The following is a 21611-nucleotide window of genomic DNA, read 5'->3' as shown; positions in this document are numbered from 1 at the left end:
ATCCGTTCTTGCGTACACTTTGGCATTGGCAGTCCCCGGTTGCAATTGACATCGAACACCAATGACAACGCGCTTCGGCACGGGGCTGCCGACTCCTGCTAATGAAATATCCGGGTTAGGGAGCGCTGAACACCAGCGGCTGTCCCGCCTGCTCGCTCGCATAACGCGACAGCCCGGCAAACAACTCACTGCCATCCCGGGTATCAAGCCACTGCCCGTCCACAAGTTTGTAGTGAAAGCCGCCGGCGCGTGCAGCGAGCCAGATTTCCTGCAGGGGCTTTTGCAGGTTGATGATGATCTGGCTGCGGTTGACAAAACTCAGGGTGATCATGCCGCCGGTGCGCTGGTTGTCCAAATCCGCATCGGTTTCATCGTTGATGCGGTCGCAGGCCACTTCGATGGCCCTGAGAGCAGCCTCCGCATGGTCCAGATAGTCCAGGTCCGTCATTACAATCCCATCATGTTTGCAAGATCCCACATTCGAGCCCAAATTCTAGGCCGTGGACGCGTTCTCTTCGCGGCTCATGGCTTTTGCACCCTGTCGCTGGTACTCGCCGCGACGGCTGGCCTTGCGGCTTGCGGCCAGAAAGGTCCGCTGTTTTTTCCGCCACCACCCAAAACGCCTCCCTCGGCAGCGGCCACGCCGGCCAATACCCTTGGTTCGCCGGTGGCGACGCCCGGCATCCCGCAGCCGCCCCCCGCCGCGCCTCCTACCTCGGCGCCGCGATGAGCCAGCCAACACCCTTCCCCGCGGCGGCGGCCACGGCGTTGCCAGGCGCACCCCAGTTGGCCTACCGGCAGGGCCGGCTGCACCTGGAAGATGCCAGCCTGGACGCGCTGGCCCGTGAACACGGCACGCCGCTGTTTGTGTACTCCAAAGCTGCCATGCTGGCCGCGCTGGCGGCCTATCAGCTGGGTTTTGCAGGGCGCGATGCGCAAATCTGCTATGCCATGAAGGCCAACTCCGCACTGGGCGTGCTGCAGGTGTTTGCACAGGCCGGTTGCGGTTTCGACATCGTCTCGGGCGGCGAACTGGAGCGCGTGCTGGCCGCAGGCGGCGATGTGCGCAAAGTGATTTTTTCGGGCGTCGGAAAAACCCGCGCGGAAATGCGGCAGGCGCTGTCAGCCGGTATCGGCTGCTTCAACGTCGAGAGCGAAGGCGAACTGGATGTGCTGTCGGAGGTGGCCCTGACCATGGATCAGGTAGCGCCGGTCAGCATCCGGGTCAATCCCAATGTGGACCCCAAGACCCATCCCTACATCTCAACCGGTCTGAAGGGCAGCAAGTTCGGCGTGGCGCACGAAGATGCCTTGCGCATCTACCGGCATGCGGCGTCGCTGCCCGGCCTGAAAGTCACTGGCATCGACTGCCATATCGGCTCGCAGATCACTGAGGCCACGCCCTACCTCGACGCGATGGACCGCATGCTGGACCTGGTCGGCACCATCGAAACTGCGGGAATCTCCATTGATCACATCGACTTTGGCGGCGGCCTTGGTATCAACTACAACCAGGATGCCCCGCCGGCTGCGGACGCCCTGTGGCAGATGTTGCTGGCCAAGCTGGACGCGCGCGGCTACGGCGGCAAAAAACTGATGGTCGAACCCGGCCGTTCGCTGATCGGAAACGCCGGCGTCTGCCTGACGGAGGTGCTTTACCTCAAGCCCGGTGAACAGAAAAACTTCTGCATCATCGATGCCGCCATGAACGACCTGCCACGCCCGGCCATGTACCAGGCCTTCCACGCCATCGTGCCGGTCGTGCCCTCGACGGGTACGCCGCAGACAACCTACGACGTGGTCGGCCCAGTCTGCGAAAGCGGTGACTGGATAGGCCGGGACCGCGCGCTGGCGGTGAAGGCCGGCGACTGCCTGGCGGTGTTGTCCGCGGGTGCCTATTGCATGAGCATGGCCAGCAACTACAACACGCGCGGCCGCGCCGCCGAGCTGCTGGTCGATGGTACCAAGGCCCATGTCATTCGACGCAGGGAAACCGCGGCAGACCAGATGCGTCAGGAACAACTGGTTTCCGTTTGAGCCCTGCCCGGCCCTGCATGCCAGGCCTCATTTCACTATCATTTTGATAGCTATTTGCGCACGACTGGCGTGGGCTGGAGGCGTTTTTTCTTCATGTATCCCCACAGGCGCCAGCCCAGCAGCACCGCGAGGATGGCGGCATAGACCGCCACTTCAGCGAAATCGTTCTTGCCCGAACGCATCCAGAAAAAGTGCAGCAGGCCCAGCCCGGCGATCAGGTAGACCAGCTTGTGCAACATCTGCCAGCGGCGCGCGCCCAGCTTTTTGATCGCGGCATTGAAAGAGGTCGCAGCCAGCGGCGTCAGCAGCAGGAAGGCCGAGAAACCCACCAGGATGAACGGCCGCTTGATGATGTCCTTGATGATCTCGGGTACATCAAAACCCATGTCGAACCAGCTATAGCTCAGCAGGTGGATCACCACATAGAAGTAGCTGAACAAACCCAGCATGCGTCGAAAGCGCGCCAGTGCCGGTGTGCCGCTGATCACCCTCAGGGGGGTGACCGCCAGAACGATGCACAGAAAACGCAGCGTCCAGTCGCCGGTCGCACGGATCAGGTACTCGGCCGGGTTCGCCCCCAGCACGTTGGCATTGCCCATCTGGGCCTGGACCACATTCCAGCCCAGCCACGCAAACGGCAGCAGGCACATCACAAAAAGGATGGGCTTTGCTGCAGCGTGCAGCAAGAGCTTCTGGCGCTGCATCATCAGCGGATCAGAAATTCTTTTTCAGGTCCATGCCGGCATACAGCTGTCCGACCTGCGCCTCATACCCGTTGAACATCAGCGTCTTGCGCTTCTTGGCAAACAGGCCGTCCTCCCCGATGCGGCGCTCGGTGGCCTGGCTCCAGCGCGGATGATCCACATTCGGGTTCACATTGGAATAAAAGCCGTACTCGTTGGCGGCCGCCTTGTTCCACGCGGTGCGCGGCTCCTTGTCGGTGAAGCGGATCCTGACAATGCTCTTGCCGCTCTTGAAACCATATTTCCACGGCACCACCAGGCGCACCGGCGCGCCGTTCTGGTTGGGCATCACCTCGCCATACATGCCGAACGCCAGCAGGGTCAGCGGGTTCATGGCTTCGTCCAGGCGCAAGGCTTCGACGTAGGGCCAGTCGAGCACGTTCGAACCGATAAAAGGCATGGTCTTGGGGTCGGCCTGGGTGATGAACTCGACGTATTTGGCATTGCCCAGCGGTTCGACCTTCTTGATCAGCTCGGCCATCGAATAGCCCACCCAGGGAATCACCATGGACCAGCCTTCGACACAACGCAGGCGGTAAATGCGTTCTTCCTGCGCGCTGAGCTTGATCAGGTCCTCGATGGCCCAGGTTTTGGGCTGCTTGACCAGGCCGTCAACCACCACGGTCCAGGGCTTGGTGAGCAGGGTGCCGGCATTTTTTGCCGGGTCGGCCTTGTCGGTGCCGAACTCATAGAAGTTGTTGTAGGTGGTAGCGTCTTTGTAGTCGGTGACCTTTTCCATGGTCGCCGCGCCGGCCACACCGGACTTGGCGCCAGGCAAGGCCGCCAGCTTGCCGGGTTTGGCCACGCCCTGGGCCAGTGCCTCGCGCCCGGCCCAACCGGCCAGGGCCGCACCGGCTGCCCCGCCGGCCATCAGCCGGAGCATGTCGCGTCGCTGTCTGTAGATGACCTCGGGTGTGATCTCGCTGGAAACCGGGTGAATGAATCCGCTGTTTTGGGTCTTGGTCAGCATCTTGTGTCCTTGTCGTCGTTTTGGTGAGGATTGACTGGTTAGTCTGGATACGCAGCCACTTCTTACAAGGATTCAAGACTTACAAGGTTCCGTAACTGTGCAGGCCGGACAGGAACATGTTGACACCCAGAAAGGCAAAGGTGGTGACAGCCAGTCCCACCAGCGCCCACCAGGACGCCACGGTGCCGCGCAGGCCCTTGACCAGGCGCATATGCAGCCAGGCGGCGTAATTGAGCCAGACGATCAGCGCCCAGGTTTCCTTGGGGTCCCAGCTCCAGTAGCCGCCCCAGGCTTCGGCCGCCCACAGCGCGCCCAACACCGTCGCGATGGTGAAGAAGGCAAAACCCACGGCAATTGCCTTGTACATCACGTCATCCAGCACCTCTGAGGACGGCAGGCGGGCCGCAATACGCTTGCGCCCCAGCAGGATGCCAGCGGCGATCAATCCGGAGACCAGCAGGTAACCAGCCCAGTAGTTGCCGCCACCGACATCAGCCGGGGACTTGCGGAAGACGATAGGCACAAAACACAGCACAACGCCCAGCATCCACAGCGGTGTAAGCTTGTACCAGCGGGTCTCTGCCGCCTGCTGTTTGATCAGGTAGGCCAGCGCCACCATGGCCGCCAACGCAAACATGCCGTAACCGATGAAGTTGGCCGGGACATGCAGCTTCATCCACCAGCTTTTGAGCGCTGGCACCAGTGGCTGGATTTCATGCGCCTCGCGCACCACCGTGTACCAGAGCAGAAAACCAACGGCAGCACTCACCACCAGCATCACAAACGCGCCCATGGCGCGGGTGTTGTACTGGGCTTCGAAGTAAAGGTAAAACGCGGCCGTCATCCAGCAGAACAGCACAAACACTTCGTACAGGTTGCTCACCGGGATGTGACCGACATCCGGGCCTATCAAGTAGCTTTCATACCAGCGCACCATGGTGCCGATCAGCGCCATGCCGACGGCCACCCAGGCAATCTTGCTTCCCAGTGACTCCAGCGTGTCACCCTGCTGGCGGCTGAACATGCCCAGCCAGTAAAACACTGTGCTCATGAAAAACAGCACGCTCATCCAGAGGATGGCCGACTGGCTGGACAAGAAGTACTTGAGCCAGAACACCTGCTCGGCGCGCGCCAGCTCGCCCTGGTAGGACACGATGCCGAGCAGGGAGAAGACGACCACCGCCCCCATCAGCACGCGCAGCGGCCGCCAGAACCAGCCCATTGCGATGGCGGCCGGAATGGTGCCCAGCAAAATGCCTTTTTCGTACACGTCCATGAAGCCCTGGTAACGCAGAAAGGCGAACAGGCCGCCGGCCAGCACCAGCGCTGCAAAAATCCAGTCGACGAGGCTGCGCCTGGCGAAGTAGCCTTCCTGCAGGCTGATGGTGGTCGCGTCGGTTCCGCGCGAACTCAGAGTCGTAGTGGTGGTGTTCATCGTGGCACCTGTAAAAGTTTGGTCTTGAGCATCTCGAATTCGCGGTCGACTTCCAGGGTTTGCCTGTTGGTCGACAAAGCCATGGTCGCCTGGCTGCCAGCCTCTGATTCTGGGCCCTTTTCGGCATCTGCGCAGGCGGGCGCCAGCCAGACCCACAGCCGTCGCTCGCGCACATACAGCATGGCGAAAATGCCGAGAATCAGCAGCGCGCACCCGAGGTAAACAATGTTCTTGCCCGGGGTGCGCGTGACCTGGAACACGCTGGCCTGGACCTGGGTGAAGTCCTTGAGCGCAAACGCCATGGGCGCAGGGTAATGGTGGGCATCGCTGAGCGACAACACCGCCTGCGCCATCCAAGCCTGGGTTCTGTCGTCTGCTGGCAGCGGCTGGAGCCCGTTTTGCTCGCGCGTGAGTTGCACGAGTTCGAACAGCACGCCGTTGAGAATGCGCACCAGCACATCGCCAGCGCGATTGCGCTCGACTTCCGGCACATTGGTCTCCATGAAATTCGAGATGGCCTGGAGCCCCGCGACCGGCCGGGGCTGGCCAGCAGCGACCAGCTGGTCGGTTCCGGCGAACAGCGCCAGCGCGCGCGAGGCAGAGGCCGCCAGTTGCTGGGCCAGGTCAGGGCGGTCAGCCGCGATAGCCTGGCGCACATAACGCTGGACGGCACGCTCGCGCTGCGCCGGATCCGCCAGCGCGCGACGCAAGCGCATGAAACCCTCCATGCTGGCCTGCTCGTCAGCCGGAATGCGCAGGTACTGGAAGGGCTCGGCTGGTGTTTCACGCACACCGAGCAGGAACAGCGCCGGGGTGGACTCGGCACTGTCCATCTTCACCGGCAGCATGTAGTTGTGGAACTCGCGCGCTTGGCCGGCTGCATCACGCAGCTTGTAAGTCAGGCTGGGGCCGACATTGCGCAATTCCTTTTGTTCTTTGGTCTTGTTGGCCGCGCCCATGCGCGCGGCTATGGACTGGCGCAGGTCGACCTTGCGCACGTCCGCACCCGACTCTCCGAGGTTGCCAGAGCCGCTGAAGTTTTCAACGTTGATGACACGCAGCGCGGTGTATTCCAGCGTCATTTTTTCAGCCCCATTGGTCAGGCTACTGGAACCGCCAATGGTGCCCTGGATTTCAAACGGCTTGCTGGAGGGCTGCGCGCCCACGGCCATGGGCACGGCCTTGAGGGTGACGCTGGAGCCGCCGTCGTCAAAACTCGACTGATAAATCTCGATGCCCTTGTGATGCGCTGGATGGTTGACCTCGACGCGGTGCGGAATCTTTTCACCGGTTTCGCGGTCGTGAATCACGATCTCGCTGGCAAACAGCTTGGGCATGCCAGTGGAGTAGTACTCGACGATGAATTTCTTGAGCTCTACCGAAAAAGGCAGGTCCTGCAGCAACACGCCGCCAGGCTGATTCAGGATGGCGGTGCTGGATTGCGTGCCTTCTGCCACCAGCAAATTGGCGCGGAAAGTCGGGTTGCGCTCGCTCAGCCGGTGCTGGGCCGGCACGTCGGCGATCAGGCCGCCGCCGGTGTAGATGGATTTGTCGTTGAGCCACATCTGGGCGCGCACCACCAGGTCGCCGTCGAGCAGACCTCCGACACACACCAGCACGATGGCGCCGTGCGCGGCGATGTAGCCGAGCTTGTTGGCGGCACCGGCCTTGGCCGCCACCATCCAGCCGCTGCCGCCGGGCGCGTCGCGTTGCTGCAGCTTGACCTTCCAGCCGCCCTGCACCAGGGTCTGGCCGATGCGGCGGGCTGCAGCCTCGGGTGCTTCTGCCAGCGCCTGCTCGGCCCGATGTCCGAAGGCCTTGAGGCTTTGCTCGCGGACGTTTTCCTTGAGCTGGCTCCAGTCGGCCAGGATCTTGGGCGTGTTGCGGGCGATACACAGCGAGGTGGACAGCACCAGAAACGCCAGGATCAGCATGAACCACCAGGCGCTGTAGACGGTGTTGAGGCTGACCGCGCGGAACACCTCGGCCCAGAACGGACCGAACTGGTTCACGTAGTTGGAAAGCGGTTCCTGCTGCTTGAGCACGGTCCCGATCACCGAGGCGATGCAGATGACCGTCAGCAAGGAAATGGAAAACCGCATCGACGACAGCAACTCAACGCTGGAGCGCAGGGCGTGGGAGCCGGACTTGAGCCGCAGGCCGTGGGTGGAAACTGTCATGAGTGTGGGGCAGTGGGCAGATTGAGCTGCAATAAAAAAAGGCGGGCCTTCATCGGGACCCGCCTTGGTATGGAGTGCAGAAGCCGGCCGGGGTTCACTGCAAACCGCCAAAAAAAGCCCTGCTTCTGCAAAAAGGCTCTTTCTGACGGCTGCGACCAAGCGCGGCTAGGGCTTTAACGCAAACCGGCGATGTAATCTGCAACCGCGCGGATCTCGCGGTCATTCAACTTGGCGGCGACCTGGTGCATCTGCAGGCTGTTATCGCGGCCACCGTCACGGAAACCGGTGAGTTGGGTCGCGGTGTATTCGGCGTGCTGGCCACTCAGGCGCGGGTACTGCGAAGGGATTCCGGCGCCCGTCGGGCTGTGGCAGCCGGCGCAGGCCGGGACCTGGCGGTCGGAAATACCGCCCCGGTAAATCCGCTCGCCCAGGGCAACCAGCGCTTTGTCCTTGGCAAACCCCGGCTTGACAGGTTTCGAGGCGACCCAATAGGAAATGTTGCGCATGTCGTCATCCGACAGCGCCGCAGCGAAGCCCTGCATGATGGGGTTTTTGCGCTTGCCGGACTTGTACTCCTGCAACTGCTTGACCAGGTACTCGGGATGCTGCTGCGCCAGTTTGGGGTTGGCGGCGATGGCCGAATTGCCATCAGCGGCATGGCAAGCCACACAGACTGCGGCAAAAGTCGCTGCGCCCTTCACAAGATCGGGTTTGGCGGCCTTGGCGGCCCCAGCCGCCTCGCCGGCTGCCATGGACAGCGCTGGCACAGCCAGCAAAGCGGCAAACAAACAGGTACGCAACGAAGTGGAAACTGGCTTCATATCGGGGGTGTAATAGTTGACTCTAAAGTGGACTGGGCAATCAGCGCGCCTCCAGCTGCATAAAAAGCCCCGTCGGGACAGCAACTTAACGCAAAACTACCTGATTTTACAATGGCTTGGGGGACAATCCCAAATATGAGCATATCTCCCCGATCCACCCCCATCAAAACGCAGAAGCCCAGCCACAAGCGTCCCACTCCCAAAGTGGCGGCGGCCAAAATGGCAGCGGCGCGGGCGGCCCAAGTGCCTCAGTCGGCCGAGGCGAAGATTGCCATGGGCTGGTTGCACACGGCCAAATTCCTGACCACCGCCCCCGAGCTCAAGCACCTGCCTGTGTACGAGTTTCCTGAAATTGCCTTTGTTGGGCGCTCCAATGCAGGAAAGTCAACCTGTATCAACACACTGACGCAGATCAACCGCCTGGCGTTTGCGTCCAAGACACCGGGCCGCACCCAAAGCATCAACCTGTTCTCGCTGGGCAAGCAGGGGGTGACCGATGCGGTGCTCGCCGATTTGCCGGGTTATGGTTACGCCGCCGTGCCCAAGGCGGCCAAGTACCGCTGGCAGCAGGTCATGGGCAACTACCTGCAAACACGCGACAACCTCAGGGGCGTGGTGCTGCTGTGTGATCCGCGCCACGGCCTGACCGAACTCGACGAGATCCTGCTCGACGTGATCCGCCCCCGAGTGGAAGAAGGCCTGAAGTTCCTGGTCCTGCTGACCAAGTCCGACAAGCTCAATAAAACCGAGGCGGCCAAGGCGCTGTCGATTGTGCGACTGCAGGCCGGCGGCGGCGATGTCAAACTGTTCTCGGCGCTAAAGCGCCAGGGCGTGGAGGAAGTGGCCCAACACCTGTGGCAGTGGGCGCATCCGCCCGCAGAAGGCGATGCGGCGGCAAAGCCTGCCGAGCCGCCCGACGCCGGGTAGGCCCCGGCGGGCCAGCCGCCTGCATTTTTAAGACTAAATCTGCCTCCAGCCCATGCCGGTTGGGCGTGAGCAGCTACTAAATGCATAGCAAAATGATCCAGACCCGCCTCCTGAACCTGCCCCACGGCATCACCCTGTCCTGCCGGCTGGCCGGCGACCCAGCCCGGCCGGTGCTGATGTTTCTGCATGGCTTCCCCGAAGCGGCCTTTGTCTGGGACGGCCTGCTCGAACACTTTGCCCGGCCGGAAAACGGCGGTTACCACTGTGTCGCCCCGAATTTGCGCGGCTTCGAGCAATCCAGCGCACCGGTCGACGCTGCAGCTTACCGCGCCAAACATCTGGTGCAGGACATCGCGGCACTGGTGCCGCAGGTGGCGCCTGGCGGGCAACTTGAAGCTCTGGTGGCCCACGACTGGGGCGGCGCCGTCGCCTGGAATGTCGCCGCAACCATGCCGCAGCTGATTAAAAAACTGGTGATCATCAACTCCCCGCACCCCGGCACGTTTTTGCGCGAGTTGCAGCACTCGCCGGCCCAGCAGGCCTGCAGTGCCTACATGAACTTTTTGATCCGCCCCGACGCGGAAGCGCTGCTGGCCGAAGACGACTTCCGCCGCCTCTGGCAGTTCCTGACAAATGGCAAAGACCCGCAGGCCAAGGGCGCGCCAGCCTGGCTCACCGACGAGGTCAAGGACCAGTACCGCGCGGTCTGGCGCGCCGGCCTGGTCGGCGGCTGCAACCTCTACCGCGCCTCGCCGCTGCGTCCGCCGCGCCCCGAAGATCCCGCCGCTGCCGCCGTGACGCTGCCGCCGGAGTTGCTGACGGTTGTTCTGCCAACGCTGGTGCTCTGGGCCATGGACGACATCGCCCTGCCGCCAGCACTGATAGCCGGGCTGCAAGCCTGGGTGCCGAAGCTGCAGTTGCAGGAGATCCCCGGGGCATCGCACTGGATCGTGCACGAGCAGCCGGCGCTGGTCGCCAGCGCGCTGCAGGAGTTTTTCAGCCAGGGTTGATACCGAATTAGCTCTCTTTTTGATAGCTACAGACGCACACTAGACGGGGGCTGGGACCGTAAAAACCCCTCAAACCGGGCTCAATAGATCGAAGGCTCGCCTTCAGGCCGGCTCTTGAAGCGTTTGTGCACCCAGTAGTACTGCGCCGGCATGGTGTTGATGTAGTTCTGCAGACGCGCATTCATCAGCGCCGTGTCGGCCACGAAGTCGGCCGAGGGCACATCGGTCCAGGCCGGCATCAGCTCGACCTCGTAACCAGTGGCGGTCAAACGCGTCACCACCGGGACCACCTTGGCACGGCCCAGTTTGGCAAACCGCGAGAGCGAGGGCACGGTGGCGGCGTCGATGCCGTAAAAAGGCACGAACACCGACTCCTCGGGGCCGAAGTTCATGTCGGGCAGCAAATACAACGGCTGGCCCGCGCGCAAGGCCTTGACGATGGGCTGCACCCCTTCGGCACGGCCGAACAGCCGCGCATTGCCAAAACGCCGGCGTCCGCGCAGGATCCAGCGGTCCAGCAGCTTGTTGGCCTGGTCGGTGTAAATTGTCGTGAAGGCGCGCGGCAACTGCTGCGTCAGCGCTGCCCAACCGGCATCCAGCCCGACAAAGTGCGGCGCAAACAGCACCACAGGCTGCTCGCCGTCCAGTTCGGCGACCGCGCCCTTGAGCTGCAGGCGCTGCCTGAGCTTGTCCGCATGGCCATGCCAGAGCCAGCTGCGGTCCAGCCAGGCCTGGGCAAAAAATACAAAGGTCTGCCGCGCCAGCTTGAGCCGCCCGGCTTCCGGGATCTCCGGAAAACACAGGCGCAAGTTGGTCTGCACGACGCGACGGCGAGGCGCTGCCAGAAAGTAAAGCAGCCAACCGAGCAAAACACCCATGCTGCGGATCACGGGCAGCGGCAAGGCTGCCGCTACCCGCATGAACACAATGCCGCTACGGATGAATACGTAACTGGCGAACTGGCGCAGGGCTCTCAAAAACCCTCCCCGTTCGCTTCCTGCTGGCGCGGTTGCTTGTAGCGCGCATAACCCCACAGATACTGGCCCGGCTGCGTCCGCACAATCGCCTCGATCGCCTGGTTGATCAGGGTCACCGCCGGCAGTAGATCGGTTTTGGACAGGCTGTCGAGCAGAGCCAGCGCTGGCCACACCTTCAGGAAATAACCGCGCCCGCCAGGCAGGCGTTCACAGCTGACTGGCAACACCACCGCGCCACTTTGGAGCGCCAACCGTGCAGCCAGGGTCATGGTGTAGGCAGGTTTACCAAAAAATGGCGCCCACACGCCCTGGCCATCGGGCGGCACCTGGTCGGTCAGCAGCGCCACCGCCTGGTTGTTTTTGAGCGTGCGAAACATCTGGCGGATGCCGCTGAGGCTGGCCGGCACCACGTTGAGGCCGGGCCGGCTGCGCGCCAGCAGTTCCAGTCTGGCCAGCCACGGCTTGCGTGCCGGTCGGTAAATCGCGGTGATCGGCCCACAGAGTTCGGCCAGCGCCTGCGGGCCAAGTTCAAAACTGCCGCAGTGCGGGCCAAAAAACACCACGCCCCGGCCGCGCTCAAAGGCTTCGGTGACGTGGCCCTGCCCTTCGATGCGCACATTGCCGAGGCAGGACTCGCCAGACGGGCGCATCCATAGTTTGGGCAATTCGGCGACAAAACGCCCGGCTTCGCCGATGGCTGGCCGCGCGGCTTCAAAGGGCAAGCCGGCCTGCGTCACATTGGCGCGAAATTCCCGCCGGTAGCCCGCGCTCAGCCACCAGACCAGCCAGCCCAGAGCGGCACCCAGTGCATGCAAGGCACCCAGCGGCCAATGCGAGAAGAACCGGAACAAAAGCATCATGAAAGCAGGCGCAGACAGCAGAAAAGGGGGATGGATATAATGCAGGCTGTCGCCGAGTTACTGAACAACTTGCAGGGCGACTTTAAACAAAACTGCTAAAGCGTTCGCCGAGGCACCCCAAGCCGGCAACGCGCCGACTAACTTCATGGAGTGTACGCAATGGCGAACGATTTTCTCTTTACTTCCGAATCCGTCTCCGAAGGCCATCCCGATAAGGTTGCCGACCAGATTTCCGACGCCATTCTCGACGCCATCTTCAAGCAGGACCCGCTGTCCCGCGTCGCTGCTGAAACCCTGACCAACACGGGCCTGGTGGTGCTGGCCGGCGAAATCACCACCAACGCGCATGTGGACTACATCCAGGTCGCGCGCGACACCATCAAGCGCATCGGCTACGACAACACCGAGTACGGCATCGACTACAAGGGCTGCGCCGTCATGGTCTGTTATGACAAGCAGTCCAACGACATCGCTCAGGGCGTGGATCACGCATCCGACGACCACCTGAACACCGGTGCCGGCGACCAGGGCCTGATGTTTGGCTACGCCTGCGACGAAACGCCCGAGTTGATGCCCGCACCGATTTATTACGCCCACCGGCTGGTTGAGCGCCAGGCCCAGTTGCGCAAGGACGGCCGCCTGCCTTTCCTGCGCCCGGATGCCAAGAGCCAGGTCACCATGCGTTATGTGGACGGCAAGCCGCACAGCATTGACACTGTGGTGCTATCGACCCAGCACAGCCCGGACCAGAGCGAAACCGCGCACAAGATGAAGGCGTCTTTTGTCGAGGCCATCATCGAGGAAATCATCAAGCCGGTGCTGCCCAAGGAATGGCTGAAAGACACCAAATACCTGATCAACCCCACCGGCCGCTTTGTCATCGGTGGCCCCCAAGGCGATTGCGGCCTGACCGGCCGCAAGATCATTGTGGACACCTACGGCGGCGCCTGCCCGCACGGCGGTGGTGCGTTCAGTGGGAAGGACCCCTCCAAGGTGGACCGCTCGGCGGCATACGCCGCTCGTTACGTCGCCAAAAATATTGTGGCTGCCGGCCTGGCCAGGCAGTGCCAGATCCAGGTCGCCTACGCCATTGGCGTGGCCCGGCCGATGAACGTCACGGTCTACACCGAAGGCACGGGCGTGATGTCCGACGAGAAACTCTCAGCCCTGGTCAACGAACATTTTGACCTGCGCCCGAAAGGCATCATCCAGATGCTGGACCTCCTGCGCCCGATCTACGAAAAGACCGCCGCCTACGGCCACTTCGGCCGCGACGAGCCGGAATTTACGTGGGAGAAGACCGATAAAGCTGCGGCCCTCAAGGCAGCAGCCGGCCTCAAATAAATATCGTCAATTGGCGCAGCGGCAAGCGACGGGTTTAGTTCGAGCCGGACAGCAAAAAGCCACCGCTCGCGGTGGCTTTTTGCTGTCCGGTTAACGCGTGAAGGGTGTTGACTCGATAAATTTGCCGCCACCTACGTCGGAGGGTTTGGCGTTCGGATCGGGTTTCGGCTGGGTCTTGTTCGTTCCTTCTTCACCAAATGTCTTGCTGGGGACCTTGTCTTTTTCGACCTCGTTCTCGTTGCTGTCACCGGGTTTGCCCAGTCCAATGCTTGCGTCACCCATGCTGCACTCCATTCATCTGTAGTAGTTTCAAGGCCAAGGATCAACTTGCAAAATCTGAAGGCTCACCAGACTCGCTCTTCTGCGACGGTTTGTCACTCTGGGGACTGGAGTTCACCAGGAAAGGCCAGGCGGAACGGACCGGGCCGACGCGCCCTCCCAGTGGCAAACGGGTGTCGCCCGGGGCTGGATAAGCAGTGCGCAGTCCAGACTGGTTGCCGGGCATGTCAATCACAAACTGGCTCATAAAGTCCTCAGCGGCGGGCAGGTTGCCCGAAAAGTCAATCTTGAATGGACTTTAGGGGCGCAATCAGGGCTCATATGTCAGACGCTGGCGAGTTTCTTGTAGGACAGACGGCGCCGGAACCCACGACCCACACCAAAACCTGCGAATCTGGCATCTGACGCCATTTTTTCTCCCGAACTTGAAACAGCCCCAAAACGGCCTTATGATTAGCACTCGATGGTATTGAGTGCTAACAACGCGCCAAACCAGCCCTTTTCAGGTACTTGCCTCCGCAAGCGCCCTTGAATTCCCTATCTGTTTCAAACAAGGAGCTCCCATGAAACTTCGTCCCCTGCACGACCGCGTGATCGTCAAACGTGTCGAAAACGAAACCAAAACCGCCTCCGGCATCGTGATTCCTGACAGCGCCGCCGAAAAGCCTGATCAGGGCGAAGTCCTGGCTGTTGGCCCTGGCAAGAAGAACGACAAGGGCGAAATCAGCGCCATGGCCGTCAAAGTTGGCGACCGCGTTTTGTTCGGCAAATACAGCGGCCAGACCGTCAAGGTCGACGGCGACGAATTGCTGGTGATGAAAGAAGACGACCTCTTCGCTGTTGTCGAGAAATAAAGCTACTGCGCGGCCGCCATGCGTCGTTGCTCCGTGCTCGCAATCCTCACGTACTTGAGTACGTTCCGGTTGCTGTGCGCGGTGCGCCCAGCCTGACAGCCGCTCGCTACGCTTTCTTTCCCAACAACGGTCCCGTAAACATTTTTTGAATATTCTGGAGAATTAACATGGCAGCAAAAGACGTCATTTTCGGCGGCGAAGCCCGCGCACGCATGGTCGAGGGTGTGAACATCCTGGCCAACGCAGTCAAGGTCACCCTGGGTCCTAAAGGCCGCAATGTGGTGCTGGAGCGCTCTTTCGGCGCCCCTACCGTGACCAAGGACGGTGTGTCCGTCGCCAAGGAAATCGAACTCAAGGACAAGCTGCAGAACATGGGCGCGCAGATGGTCAAGGAAGTTGCTTCCAAGACTTCTGACATCGCCGGTGACGGCACCACGACCGCTACCGTTCTGGCTCAAGCCATTGTTCGCGAAGGCATGAAATATGTCGCCGCCGGCATGAACCCGATGGATCTGAAGCGCGGCATCGACAAGGCCGTCACGGCCCTGGTCGAAGAGCTGAAAAAAGCTTCCAAGCCCACCACCACCAGCAAGGAAATTGCCCAGGTCGGTACCATTTCCGCCAACAGCGACGAAGAAGTCGGCAAGATCATCGCTGAAGCGATGGACAAAGTCGGCAAAGAAGGCGTTATCACCGTTGAAGATGGCAAGTCGCTGAACAGCGAACTCGACGTGGTTGAAGGCATGCAGTTTGACCGCGGTTACCTCTCGCCTTACTTCATCAACAACCCTGAAAAGCAGTCCGCTATTCTGGACAACCCGTTTGTTCTGCTCTACGACAAGAAGATCAGCAACATCCGTGACCTGCTGCCTACCTTGGAGCAAGTTGCCAAGTCCAGCCGTCCGCTGCTGATCATCTCGGAAGACGTCGAAGGCGAAGCCCTGGCGACGCTGGTGGTCAACACCATCCGCGGCATCCTGAAGGTTGTGGCTGTGAAGGCCCCTGGTTTCGGCGACCGCCGCAAAGCCATGCTGGAAGACATCGCCACCCTGACCGGCGGCAAGGTCATTGCTGAAGAAGTGGGTCTGACACTCGAAAAAGTGACACTGGCTGACCTCGGCCAGGCCAAGCGCATCGAAGTGGGCAAGGAAAACACCATCATCATCGACGGCGCCGGCGCGGCTGCTGACATCGAAGCCCGCGTCAAGCAGGTTCGTGTCCAGATCGAAGAAGCGACCAGCGACTACGACCGTGAAAAACTGCAAGAGCGCGTGGCCAAGCTGGCTGGCGGTGTTGCCGTGATCAAGGTTGGCGCTGCCACCGAAGTCGAAATGAAAGAGAAAAAAGCCCGCGTGGAAGACGCCCTGCACGCTACCCGCGCTGCTGTGGAAGAAGGCATTGTGGCTGGTGGCGGCGTGGCCCTGCTCCGCGCCAAGCAGTCTGCTGGCACCATCAAGGGTGACAACGCTGACCAGGACGCCGGCATCAAGCTGATCCTGCGCGCCATCGAAGAGCCGCTGCGCATCATCGTCGCCAATGCTGGCGAAGAGCCAAGCGTGGTGGTCAATGCGGTGCTGGCCGGCAAAGGCAACTACGGCTACAACGCCCAGAACGGTACCTATGGCGACATGATCGACATGGGTATCCTGGACCCCACCAAAGTGACCCGCACTGCACTGCAAAACGCAGCGTCCGTGTCCTCGCTGATGCTGACGACCGAGTGCATGGTTGCCGAGGCTCCGAAAGACGAGTCCGGCGCTGGCGGCCCCGGCGGCATGGGTGGCGGTATGGGTGACATGGGCGGCATGGGCGGCATGGGCATGTAAAGGTCCTTGCCTGAGGGCTGATCGGCGGGGTCTTGCCGTACCTCTGGTACTGTCTGCGACCCCGCGCCTTGCGCTGAGCCCTCATGCTGCGTCCGGCGGCTGAAAGGCTCCCGACCAAAAAACAAAAAAACCCGCAGGGCTCGCGCCCTGCGGGTTTTTTCATGCGCGCTCGAATTAGTCGGAGCTGTCGCCTCGCCGCGCTGGACCCACCTGTTTTCTGTTCCTCAGGAGTGTGCAGGGCCACTTCCCGCAGCTTGATAGGTGCGGGCCCGCAGGGATGGTTAGCGCAGGCGCTGCAGCAAGCCCGTCGTCGATCCGTCGAGTGCGGCGGCATCGCCCGAAGCCAGCCGGCTCTCCAAGTCTTTGGCAAGCACCTTGCCCAGTTCCACCCCCCACTGGTCAAAACTGTTGATGCCCCAGATCGCACCGCTGACAAACACTCGGTGCTCCTGCAGCGCGATCAGGGCGCCCAGGCTGGCCGGGGTCAGTGTCTCGAGGAGCAGGAAGGTACTCGGACGGTTGCCGGGGAAGTGCTTGTGCCCGCCCCCATCGGTTTTTCCCTGCATCAGGGCCTGGGCCTGGGCCAGGGCATTGGCCAGCAATTTATCGTTGTGCCCCGGCAAACTGCGCGCGACCCGCTTGACGGCAACCAACTCGACCGGAACGACTTCGGTGCCCTGGTGCAGCATCTGGAAATAGGCATGCTGGCCGTTGGTGCCAGGTTCACCCCAGAGCACTGGCGCTGTCGCGAACGGCAGGGCGTTCCCCTCCAGATCGACACGTTTGCCGTTGCTCTCCATCTCGAGCTGCTGCAAGTAAGCCGGCAGGCGGCGCAAGGCGCTGCTGTAGGGTGCAATGCTGCGGCTGGTGAAACCGTGAAAGTTGCGGTACCAGACATCGAGCAGGCCCAGGCGCACCGGCAGGTTGTGCGCCAGCGGCGCGCTGCGGAAGTGCTCGTCCATCGCATGGGCGCCCGCCAGCAAATCCCTGAAGCCCTGCGCCCCAATCGCGATCGCCAGCGGCAAGCCAATCGCCGACCACAGCGAATAGCGCCCGCCCACCCAGTCCCAGAAGCCGAAGGTGGTGCTGATGCCGAAGTCATTTGCCGCCGTCACATTGGTCGTCAGCGCGGCGAAGTGGCGTGCGATGTCGGTGCCGCCCTGCGCCTCGAACCAGCGTTTCGCCGAAGCGGCGTTGGTCATGGTTTCGGTGGTGGTGAAGGTTTTGGAGGCGACCAGGAACAATGTGTTCTGCGGTTTGACCTGCGCCAGCACGGTGGCCAGTTCCTGGCCGTCGATGTTGGAGACGAAATGCAGGCGCTTGCCCGGCAGGCGGAATTCATCCAGCGCCAGCGCCGCCATCTGCGGTCCGAGGTCAGAGCCGCCGATGCCCATGTTGACAATGTCGGTGATGGCACCGTCGCTGCGCACCTGTTCCGCATAGGCGAGCATGGCGTCCAGCGTCTGATGCACCTGGGCAAGTTCGTTTGCTATGCTTTCAGGAGCTGCTTGCGCCCGTCCGACAAGGGCCGGGGCCGGATCTCGCAGTAAAAAATGCATCACCGCACGGTTTTCGGTGGCATTGATCTTTTCACCTGAGAACATCGCGGCCCTGCGCTCTTCAAGGCCGGACTGTCGCGCCAGATCCAGCAGCAGGCTCTGCGTTTGCGCATCGATCAGGTTTTTTGACAGGTCGGCGAATACATGCGGTGCGTCTTGGCTGAAGTCCGCAAAACGTTGCGGATGGGCGGCAAAGGCCTCGCGCAGGTCAAAGCTCTTGCCAGCTTTCGCATGGTGCGCCTGCAACGCTGCCCATGCGGGCGTTCGGTCGCAGCGGAGTCCCAGGGCCCCCACGCTTGCCGCCTCGTGGGTTGCACTGCCCCCGGTGGGGGCTGAACTTGCTCGGGGCGGCCCGTCGCTGCGTTCGGCGTTCATGCAGCCAGCATCAGCTTTTCAAGCTTGACCGCGTCTGCGGCAAAGGCGCGTATGCCCTCGGCGAGTTTTTCGGTGGCCATGGCGTCTTCGTTGAGGGCGTAGCGGAAGGTCACCTCGTCGAAGTTGACGGCTGGCAAGTCCAGCGCTTGGGCAGCTTTGGCATCGAGTGTCGGTTGCAGCGGCGCGTCGCTGGCGGCCAACTGGGCCAGCAGTTCGGGGCTGATGGTCAGCAGGTCGCAACCGGCCAGCGCGGTGATCTGGCCGGCGTTGCGAAAGCTCGCGCCCATGACCTCGGTGGCGATACCGAAATGTTTGTAATGGTTGTAGATCTCGCGCACCGACTGCACGCCGGGGTCGTTGGCGCCAGCTTTGGCAGCCTCGTCCCAGGCGGCGCCGACCGATTTTTTGTACCAGTCATAAATGCGCCCGACAAAAGGCGAGATCAGTTGCACTTTGGCCTGGCCGCAGGCCACCGCCTGGCAGAAGGAAAACAGCAGGGTCAGATTGGTGTGGATGCCGCGGTCCTCGAGCCGGCGTGCCGCCTCGATGCCTTCCCAGGTGGCCGCAACCTTGATCAGCACACGGTCAATGTGAATGCCTTCGGCCTCGTACAGCTCGATGATGCGCTCACCACGGGTGAAGGTGGCGTTGCTGTCAAAGCTCAGGCGCGCATCAACCTCGGTCGAGACGCGGCCCGGGATGATGGACAGGATTTCGCAGCCGAAACGCACCAGCAGGCGGTCCATGGTTTCGTCGAGCGCCCGACCGCGGAATTTGCCCATGGTCTCGACCAGCAGCGGCTGGTACTCTGGCTTTTGCACCGCCTTGAGGATCAGCGAGGGGTTGGTGGTCGCGTCTTGCGGCTTGAATGCGTCGAGTTGCTTGAAGTCGCCCGTATCGGCAACAACAGTGGTGAATTGCTTAAGGGCTTCGAGTTGGTTCATGCGTCTGATTATCAGCGCTAAGCCATGTAAGCCAATGGCAGCAAATGCTGTTTCTGGTTACGAAACTTGCACGACTGACACGCCATGATCGGCCAAGGTCAATCCTACGGATGAGCCGACGCTCAGCACATGCGCCAAGTCCGGCGAGACAACAAAAATCGCGCCCAGCTCAGTCTCAAAGGTGTACTCGTAGTTACTGCCGAGATAAGCCAACTTGCCCAGGCGAGCCGACAGTCCGGTGCCAGGCGCACCAATGTTCCAGGCTTCGGGCCGAACCGCCACTTTTACCGGGCCTTCATGCACGCGCTGGCGGGGAGTAATGCTCAACGGACCAAGGGCAACCACCCCGATGGCGTTGGCCTGCGCGGGGAACAGCATGGCCTCACCCATGAAGCCCGCGACAAACTCGCTGGTGGGGTATTCGTACAGCTCCTGCGGCGTACCAGCTTGGGCAATCACGCCGTGATCCATCACGATAATTTGATCGCTCACGGCCAAGGCTTCGCTCTGATCGTGGGTCACGTAAGCCACTGTCAGGCCCAGGCGCTGCTGGAGCGTGCGAATTTCCTCGCGCATTTCGCGCCGCAAGCGTGCGTCCAGATTGGACAGCGGCTCGTCGAACAGCAGCACATCAGGCTCCAACACCAGTGCACGCGCAAGCGCTACACGCTGCTGCTGCCCACCAGACAATTCGCTGGGCAAGCGGTCGTCATAGCCAACCAAACCCACATTTTTCATGGCTTCAAGTGCACGGGCTTTGGCGACAGGTTTGGCAATGCCCGACATCTTCAGGCCATAGGTCACGTTTTCTATCACATTCATGTGCGGGAACAGCGCGTAGCTCTGAAACATCATGCTGACATTGCGTGGTGCTGGCCCAAGGGATGTGACGTCTTGACCGCCCATGATGATGCGGCCAGACGTCGGCGACTCCAAACCTGCAATCATGCGCAGGGTCGTGGTTTTACCGCAGCCAGATGGCCCGAGAATAGTAGTCAGGGTGCCTTGTTGGATGACAAAGCTGATGCCCTTGACGGCCAGCGGCGCGTCGGCGTCAGTGCCGTAGCGCTTGGTGATGTTGTGAAACTCAATGCCATTGTTCATTTGTAAATACCCATGCTGAAGTCAGTGGGTCAACTGCGCTTTAGCCGCCACCCTGCGTCTACCCAGCTTGCGTTCGCCTACGAAGTATTGAATTAACGTCGTCGCGATTGACATCAAGATAATCAACACCGTGCAGTAAGCCAAAGCAACGCCATAGTCACCGTTGCCGACGCGGCCAATGATGTAAGTCGTTGCCAGCTCGTTCTCCGCCGTGACAAGAAAAATTACTGCACTGACGGTGGTGATAGCACGCACAAAGCTGTACACCAGCGCCGCCACAAGGGCAGGTTTGAGCAAAGGCAACACCACATAGCGCAGTGTTTGCACGCTTCCAGCGCGCAGCATCATGGACGCTTCATCGAGTGACCTGTCGAGCTGCTTGAACGCCGCCGTCCCCGCACGTACCCCGACGGGCAGATTGCGAAACATAAAACACAGCACAATGATGAGCGCCGTTCCCGTGAGCTCAAATGGCGGCACGTTAAAGGCCATGATGTAGCTGATACCCAGCACGGTGCCAGGAATTGCAAAAGCCAGCAACGCAGCGAATTCAAACGCGCTTTGCCCCTTGAACTGGGTTCGCGCCAGCAGCCAGGCAATCAGCAAGCCGGCAGTCGCAGTCATGGGCGCCGAAATGGCCGCAAGCTTGAAGGTAGTGAAAAATGAATTCCAGGCCGTACCCGCCCACACGATGCCGAACTCCCCCCACTCCAGGGCAAACGTGGTACGAAAGTGATTCAAGGTAAAGCTATAGTCACGGCCCCAAGTCTGCACAAAGCCGCCAGCAAAGGCAAAGGCATACACTACCAGCGTAAAGGACATCCACGGCAACGCCACGCCATGGACAATGCGGTGAACCACGGGCGGCAGCGACATGGCGATGCCTGCATCCCCCTTACCACTGACGGTGGTGTAGCTTTTTTTACCAAGCAAGCCTCGTTGAACAGCAAATACGGTGAGCGCAAAAAAAGTCAGTATCCACGCCAGTGACGCAGCGCGGCCCTGATCATATTGGGCGCCCACGATAGCAAAAAATATCTCGGTACTCAGCACTGCGAACTGGCCGCCCACCACAATCGGATTACCGAAATCAGCCATGCTCTCGATGAATCCCACCAGGAACGCGTTAGCAAGCCCGGGCTTGAGCAATGGCAGCGTTACCGTGAAAAAGGTTTGGTTGGGAGTTGCCTTTAATGTCTGGGCTGCTTCTTCAAGGCTGGGCGCAATGCCCTGCACCACACCGCGCATGATCATGAACGCAATTGGCGTGAAGGCAAAGGTTTGCGCAACCCAGACACCGAACCAGCCGTAAAACCAGCGGGATGGCTCAATGCCAAACGCGTACTCCAGAAACTGGTTCACTACC

The 21611-nt window shown here is 61.2% G+C and carries 20 protein-coding genes; 7 read left to right on the top strand and 13 right to left on the bottom strand.

The window, feature by feature from the left end; translation table 11 throughout:
• Nucleotides 1-115: 115 nt before the first annotated feature.
• On the bottom strand, nucleotides 116-448 hold the full coding sequence (cyaY, locus tag H0W47_RS14255; RefSeq protein ID WP_296925532.1) for an iron donor protein CyaY: 333 nt from the start codon (nucleotides 446-448) through the stop codon (nucleotides 116-118).
• Between cyaY and H0W47_RS14250 the strand changes: the two genes are divergently transcribed.
• Nucleotides 422-730 carry a lipoprotein gene (locus H0W47_RS14250; RefSeq protein WP_367265408.1) on the top strand — a complete coding sequence of 103 codons (309 nt, stop codon included), beginning with the start codon at nucleotides 422-424 and terminating at the stop codon, nucleotides 728-730. The two genes, cyaY and H0W47_RS14250, sit on opposite strands and share 27 nt — an antisense overlap.
• On the top strand, nucleotides 727-2037 hold the full coding sequence (gene lysA / locus H0W47_RS14245) for a diaminopimelate decarboxylase (protein WP_296925530.1): 1311 nt from the start codon (nucleotides 727-729) through the stop codon (nucleotides 2035-2037). Before H0W47_RS14250 ends, lysA begins: the two co-directional genes overlap by 4 nt.
• A gap of 50 nt (nucleotides 2038-2087) precedes the next feature.
• On the opposite strand, the gene H0W47_RS14240 is transcribed toward lysA, so the two are convergent.
• The 5 genes from H0W47_RS14240 to H0W47_RS14220 all read right to left on the bottom strand — a co-directional run bounded on the left by H0W47_RS14240 (nucleotide 2088) and on the right by H0W47_RS14220 (nucleotide 8186).
• On the bottom strand, nucleotides 2088-2744 hold the full coding sequence (locus tag H0W47_RS14240) for a sulfite oxidase heme-binding subunit YedZ (protein ID WP_296925529.1): 657 nt from the start codon (nucleotides 2742-2744) through the stop codon (nucleotides 2088-2090).
• Nucleotides 2745-2751: 7 nt separating this feature from the next.
• Nucleotides 2752-3750, bottom strand: coding sequence for a protein-methionine-sulfoxide reductase catalytic subunit MsrP (msrP, locus tag H0W47_RS14235; protein WP_296925528.1), 999 nt, complete (start codon nucleotides 3748-3750; stop codon nucleotides 2752-2754).
• A 79-nt stretch (nucleotides 3751-3829) separates the two neighbouring features.
• On the bottom strand, nucleotides 3830-5185 hold the full coding sequence (ccsB, locus tag H0W47_RS14230; RefSeq protein WP_296925527.1) for a c-type cytochrome biogenesis protein CcsB: 1356 nt from the start codon (nucleotides 5183-5185) through the stop codon (nucleotides 3830-3832).
• On the bottom strand, nucleotides 5182-7365 hold the full coding sequence (locus H0W47_RS14225; protein WP_296925526.1) for a cytochrome c biogenesis protein ResB: 2184 nt from the start codon (nucleotides 7363-7365) through the stop codon (nucleotides 5182-5184). The genes ccsB and H0W47_RS14225 overlap by 4 nt, the downstream gene beginning before the upstream one ends.
• A gap of 173 nt (nucleotides 7366-7538) precedes the next feature.
• Nucleotides 7539-8186, bottom strand: coding sequence for a c-type cytochrome (locus tag H0W47_RS14220; protein WP_296925525.1), 648 nt, complete (start codon nucleotides 8184-8186; stop codon nucleotides 7539-7541).
• A gap of 219 nt (nucleotides 8187-8405) precedes the next feature.
• Here H0W47_RS14220 and yihA point away from each other — a divergent pair, with 219 nt between their 5' ends.
• Both yihA and H0W47_RS14210 read left to right on the top strand, forming a co-directional pair.
• Entirely contained in the window at nucleotides 8406-9113 is a 708-nt protein-coding gene (gene yihA / locus H0W47_RS14215) for a ribosome biogenesis GTP-binding protein YihA/YsxC (protein ID WP_296925534.1), read from the top strand.
• 92 nt (nucleotides 9114-9205) lie between these two features.
• Nucleotides 9206-10123 (top strand): alpha/beta fold hydrolase, encoded by a 918-nt coding sequence (locus H0W47_RS14210; protein ID WP_296925533.1) that lies wholly within the window; start codon nucleotides 9206-9208, stop codon nucleotides 10121-10123.
• Between the two features lie 80 nt (nucleotides 10124-10203).
• On the opposite strand, the gene H0W47_RS14205 is transcribed toward H0W47_RS14210, so the two are convergent.
• Nucleotides 10204-11100: a lipid A biosynthesis acyltransferase gene (locus tag H0W47_RS14205; protein ID WP_296925524.1), complete on the bottom strand. Its 897-nt coding sequence runs from the start codon at nucleotides 11098-11100 to the stop codon at nucleotides 10204-10206.
• Nucleotides 11097-11960, bottom strand: a complete 864-nt coding sequence (locus H0W47_RS14200; protein WP_296925523.1) for a lysophospholipid acyltransferase family protein — start codon at nucleotides 11958-11960, stop codon at nucleotides 11097-11099. The genes H0W47_RS14205 and H0W47_RS14200 overlap by 4 nt, the downstream gene beginning before the upstream one ends.
• A gap of 159 nt (nucleotides 11961-12119) precedes the next feature.
• On the opposite strand from H0W47_RS14200, the gene metK reads away from it, so the two are divergent.
• A complete protein-coding gene (gene metK / locus H0W47_RS14195; RefSeq protein ID WP_296925522.1) occupies nucleotides 12120-13304 on the top strand; it encodes a methionine adenosyltransferase in 1185 nt (394 codons plus the stop codon).
• Nucleotides 13305-13394: 90 nt separating this feature from the next.
• On the opposite strand, the gene H0W47_RS14190 is transcribed toward metK, so the two are convergent.
• Nucleotides 13395-13586, bottom strand: coding sequence for a hypothetical protein (locus tag H0W47_RS14190; protein WP_296925520.1), 192 nt, complete (start codon nucleotides 13584-13586; stop codon nucleotides 13395-13397).
• A 560-nt stretch (nucleotides 13587-14146) separates the two neighbouring features.
• Here H0W47_RS14190 and groES point away from each other — a divergent pair.
• Nucleotides 14147-14437 (top strand): co-chaperone GroES, encoded by a 291-nt coding sequence (groES, locus tag H0W47_RS14185; RefSeq protein ID WP_096667046.1) that lies wholly within the window; start codon nucleotides 14147-14149, stop codon nucleotides 14435-14437.
• A gap of 167 nt (nucleotides 14438-14604) precedes the next feature.
• The gene (groL, locus tag H0W47_RS14180) at nucleotides 14605-16263 is read left to right on the top strand and encodes a chaperonin GroEL (RefSeq protein ID WP_296925518.1); all 1659 of its coding nucleotides are present in this window, start codon (nucleotides 14605-14607) and stop codon (nucleotides 16261-16263) included.
• Between the two features lie 281 nt (nucleotides 16264-16544).
• Here the strand turns inward: groL and pgi are convergent, their stop codons facing one another.
• The 4 genes from pgi to H0W47_RS14160 all read right to left on the bottom strand — a co-directional run.
• Nucleotides 16545-18197, bottom strand: a complete 1653-nt coding sequence (gene pgi / locus H0W47_RS14175; RefSeq protein WP_296925515.1) for a glucose-6-phosphate isomerase — start codon at nucleotides 18195-18197, stop codon at nucleotides 16545-16547.
• Entirely contained in the window at nucleotides 18194-19141 is a 948-nt protein-coding gene (tal, locus tag H0W47_RS14170; protein ID WP_296925513.1) for a transaldolase, read from the bottom strand. The genes pgi and tal overlap by 4 nt, the downstream gene beginning before the upstream one ends.
• A 57-nt stretch (nucleotides 19142-19198) precedes the next feature.
• Complete coding sequence (locus H0W47_RS14165) at nucleotides 19199-20245, bottom strand: ABC transporter ATP-binding protein (RefSeq protein WP_296925511.1); 1047 nt, start codon at nucleotides 20243-20245, stop codon at nucleotides 19199-19201.
• Nucleotides 20246-20266: 21 nt separating this feature from the next.
• A partial coding sequence (locus H0W47_RS14160) for an iron ABC transporter permease (RefSeq protein ID WP_296925509.1) occupies nucleotides 20267-21611 on the bottom strand: 1345 nt, incomplete at its 5' end.

Origin of the sequence: Polaromonas sp., assembly GCF_013817205.1 — a bacterium.
GTDB lineage: Bacteria > Pseudomonadota > Gammaproteobacteria > Burkholderiales > Burkholderiaceae_C > Polaromonas.
This window is presented reverse-complemented; position numbering and strand designations above follow the sequence as displayed.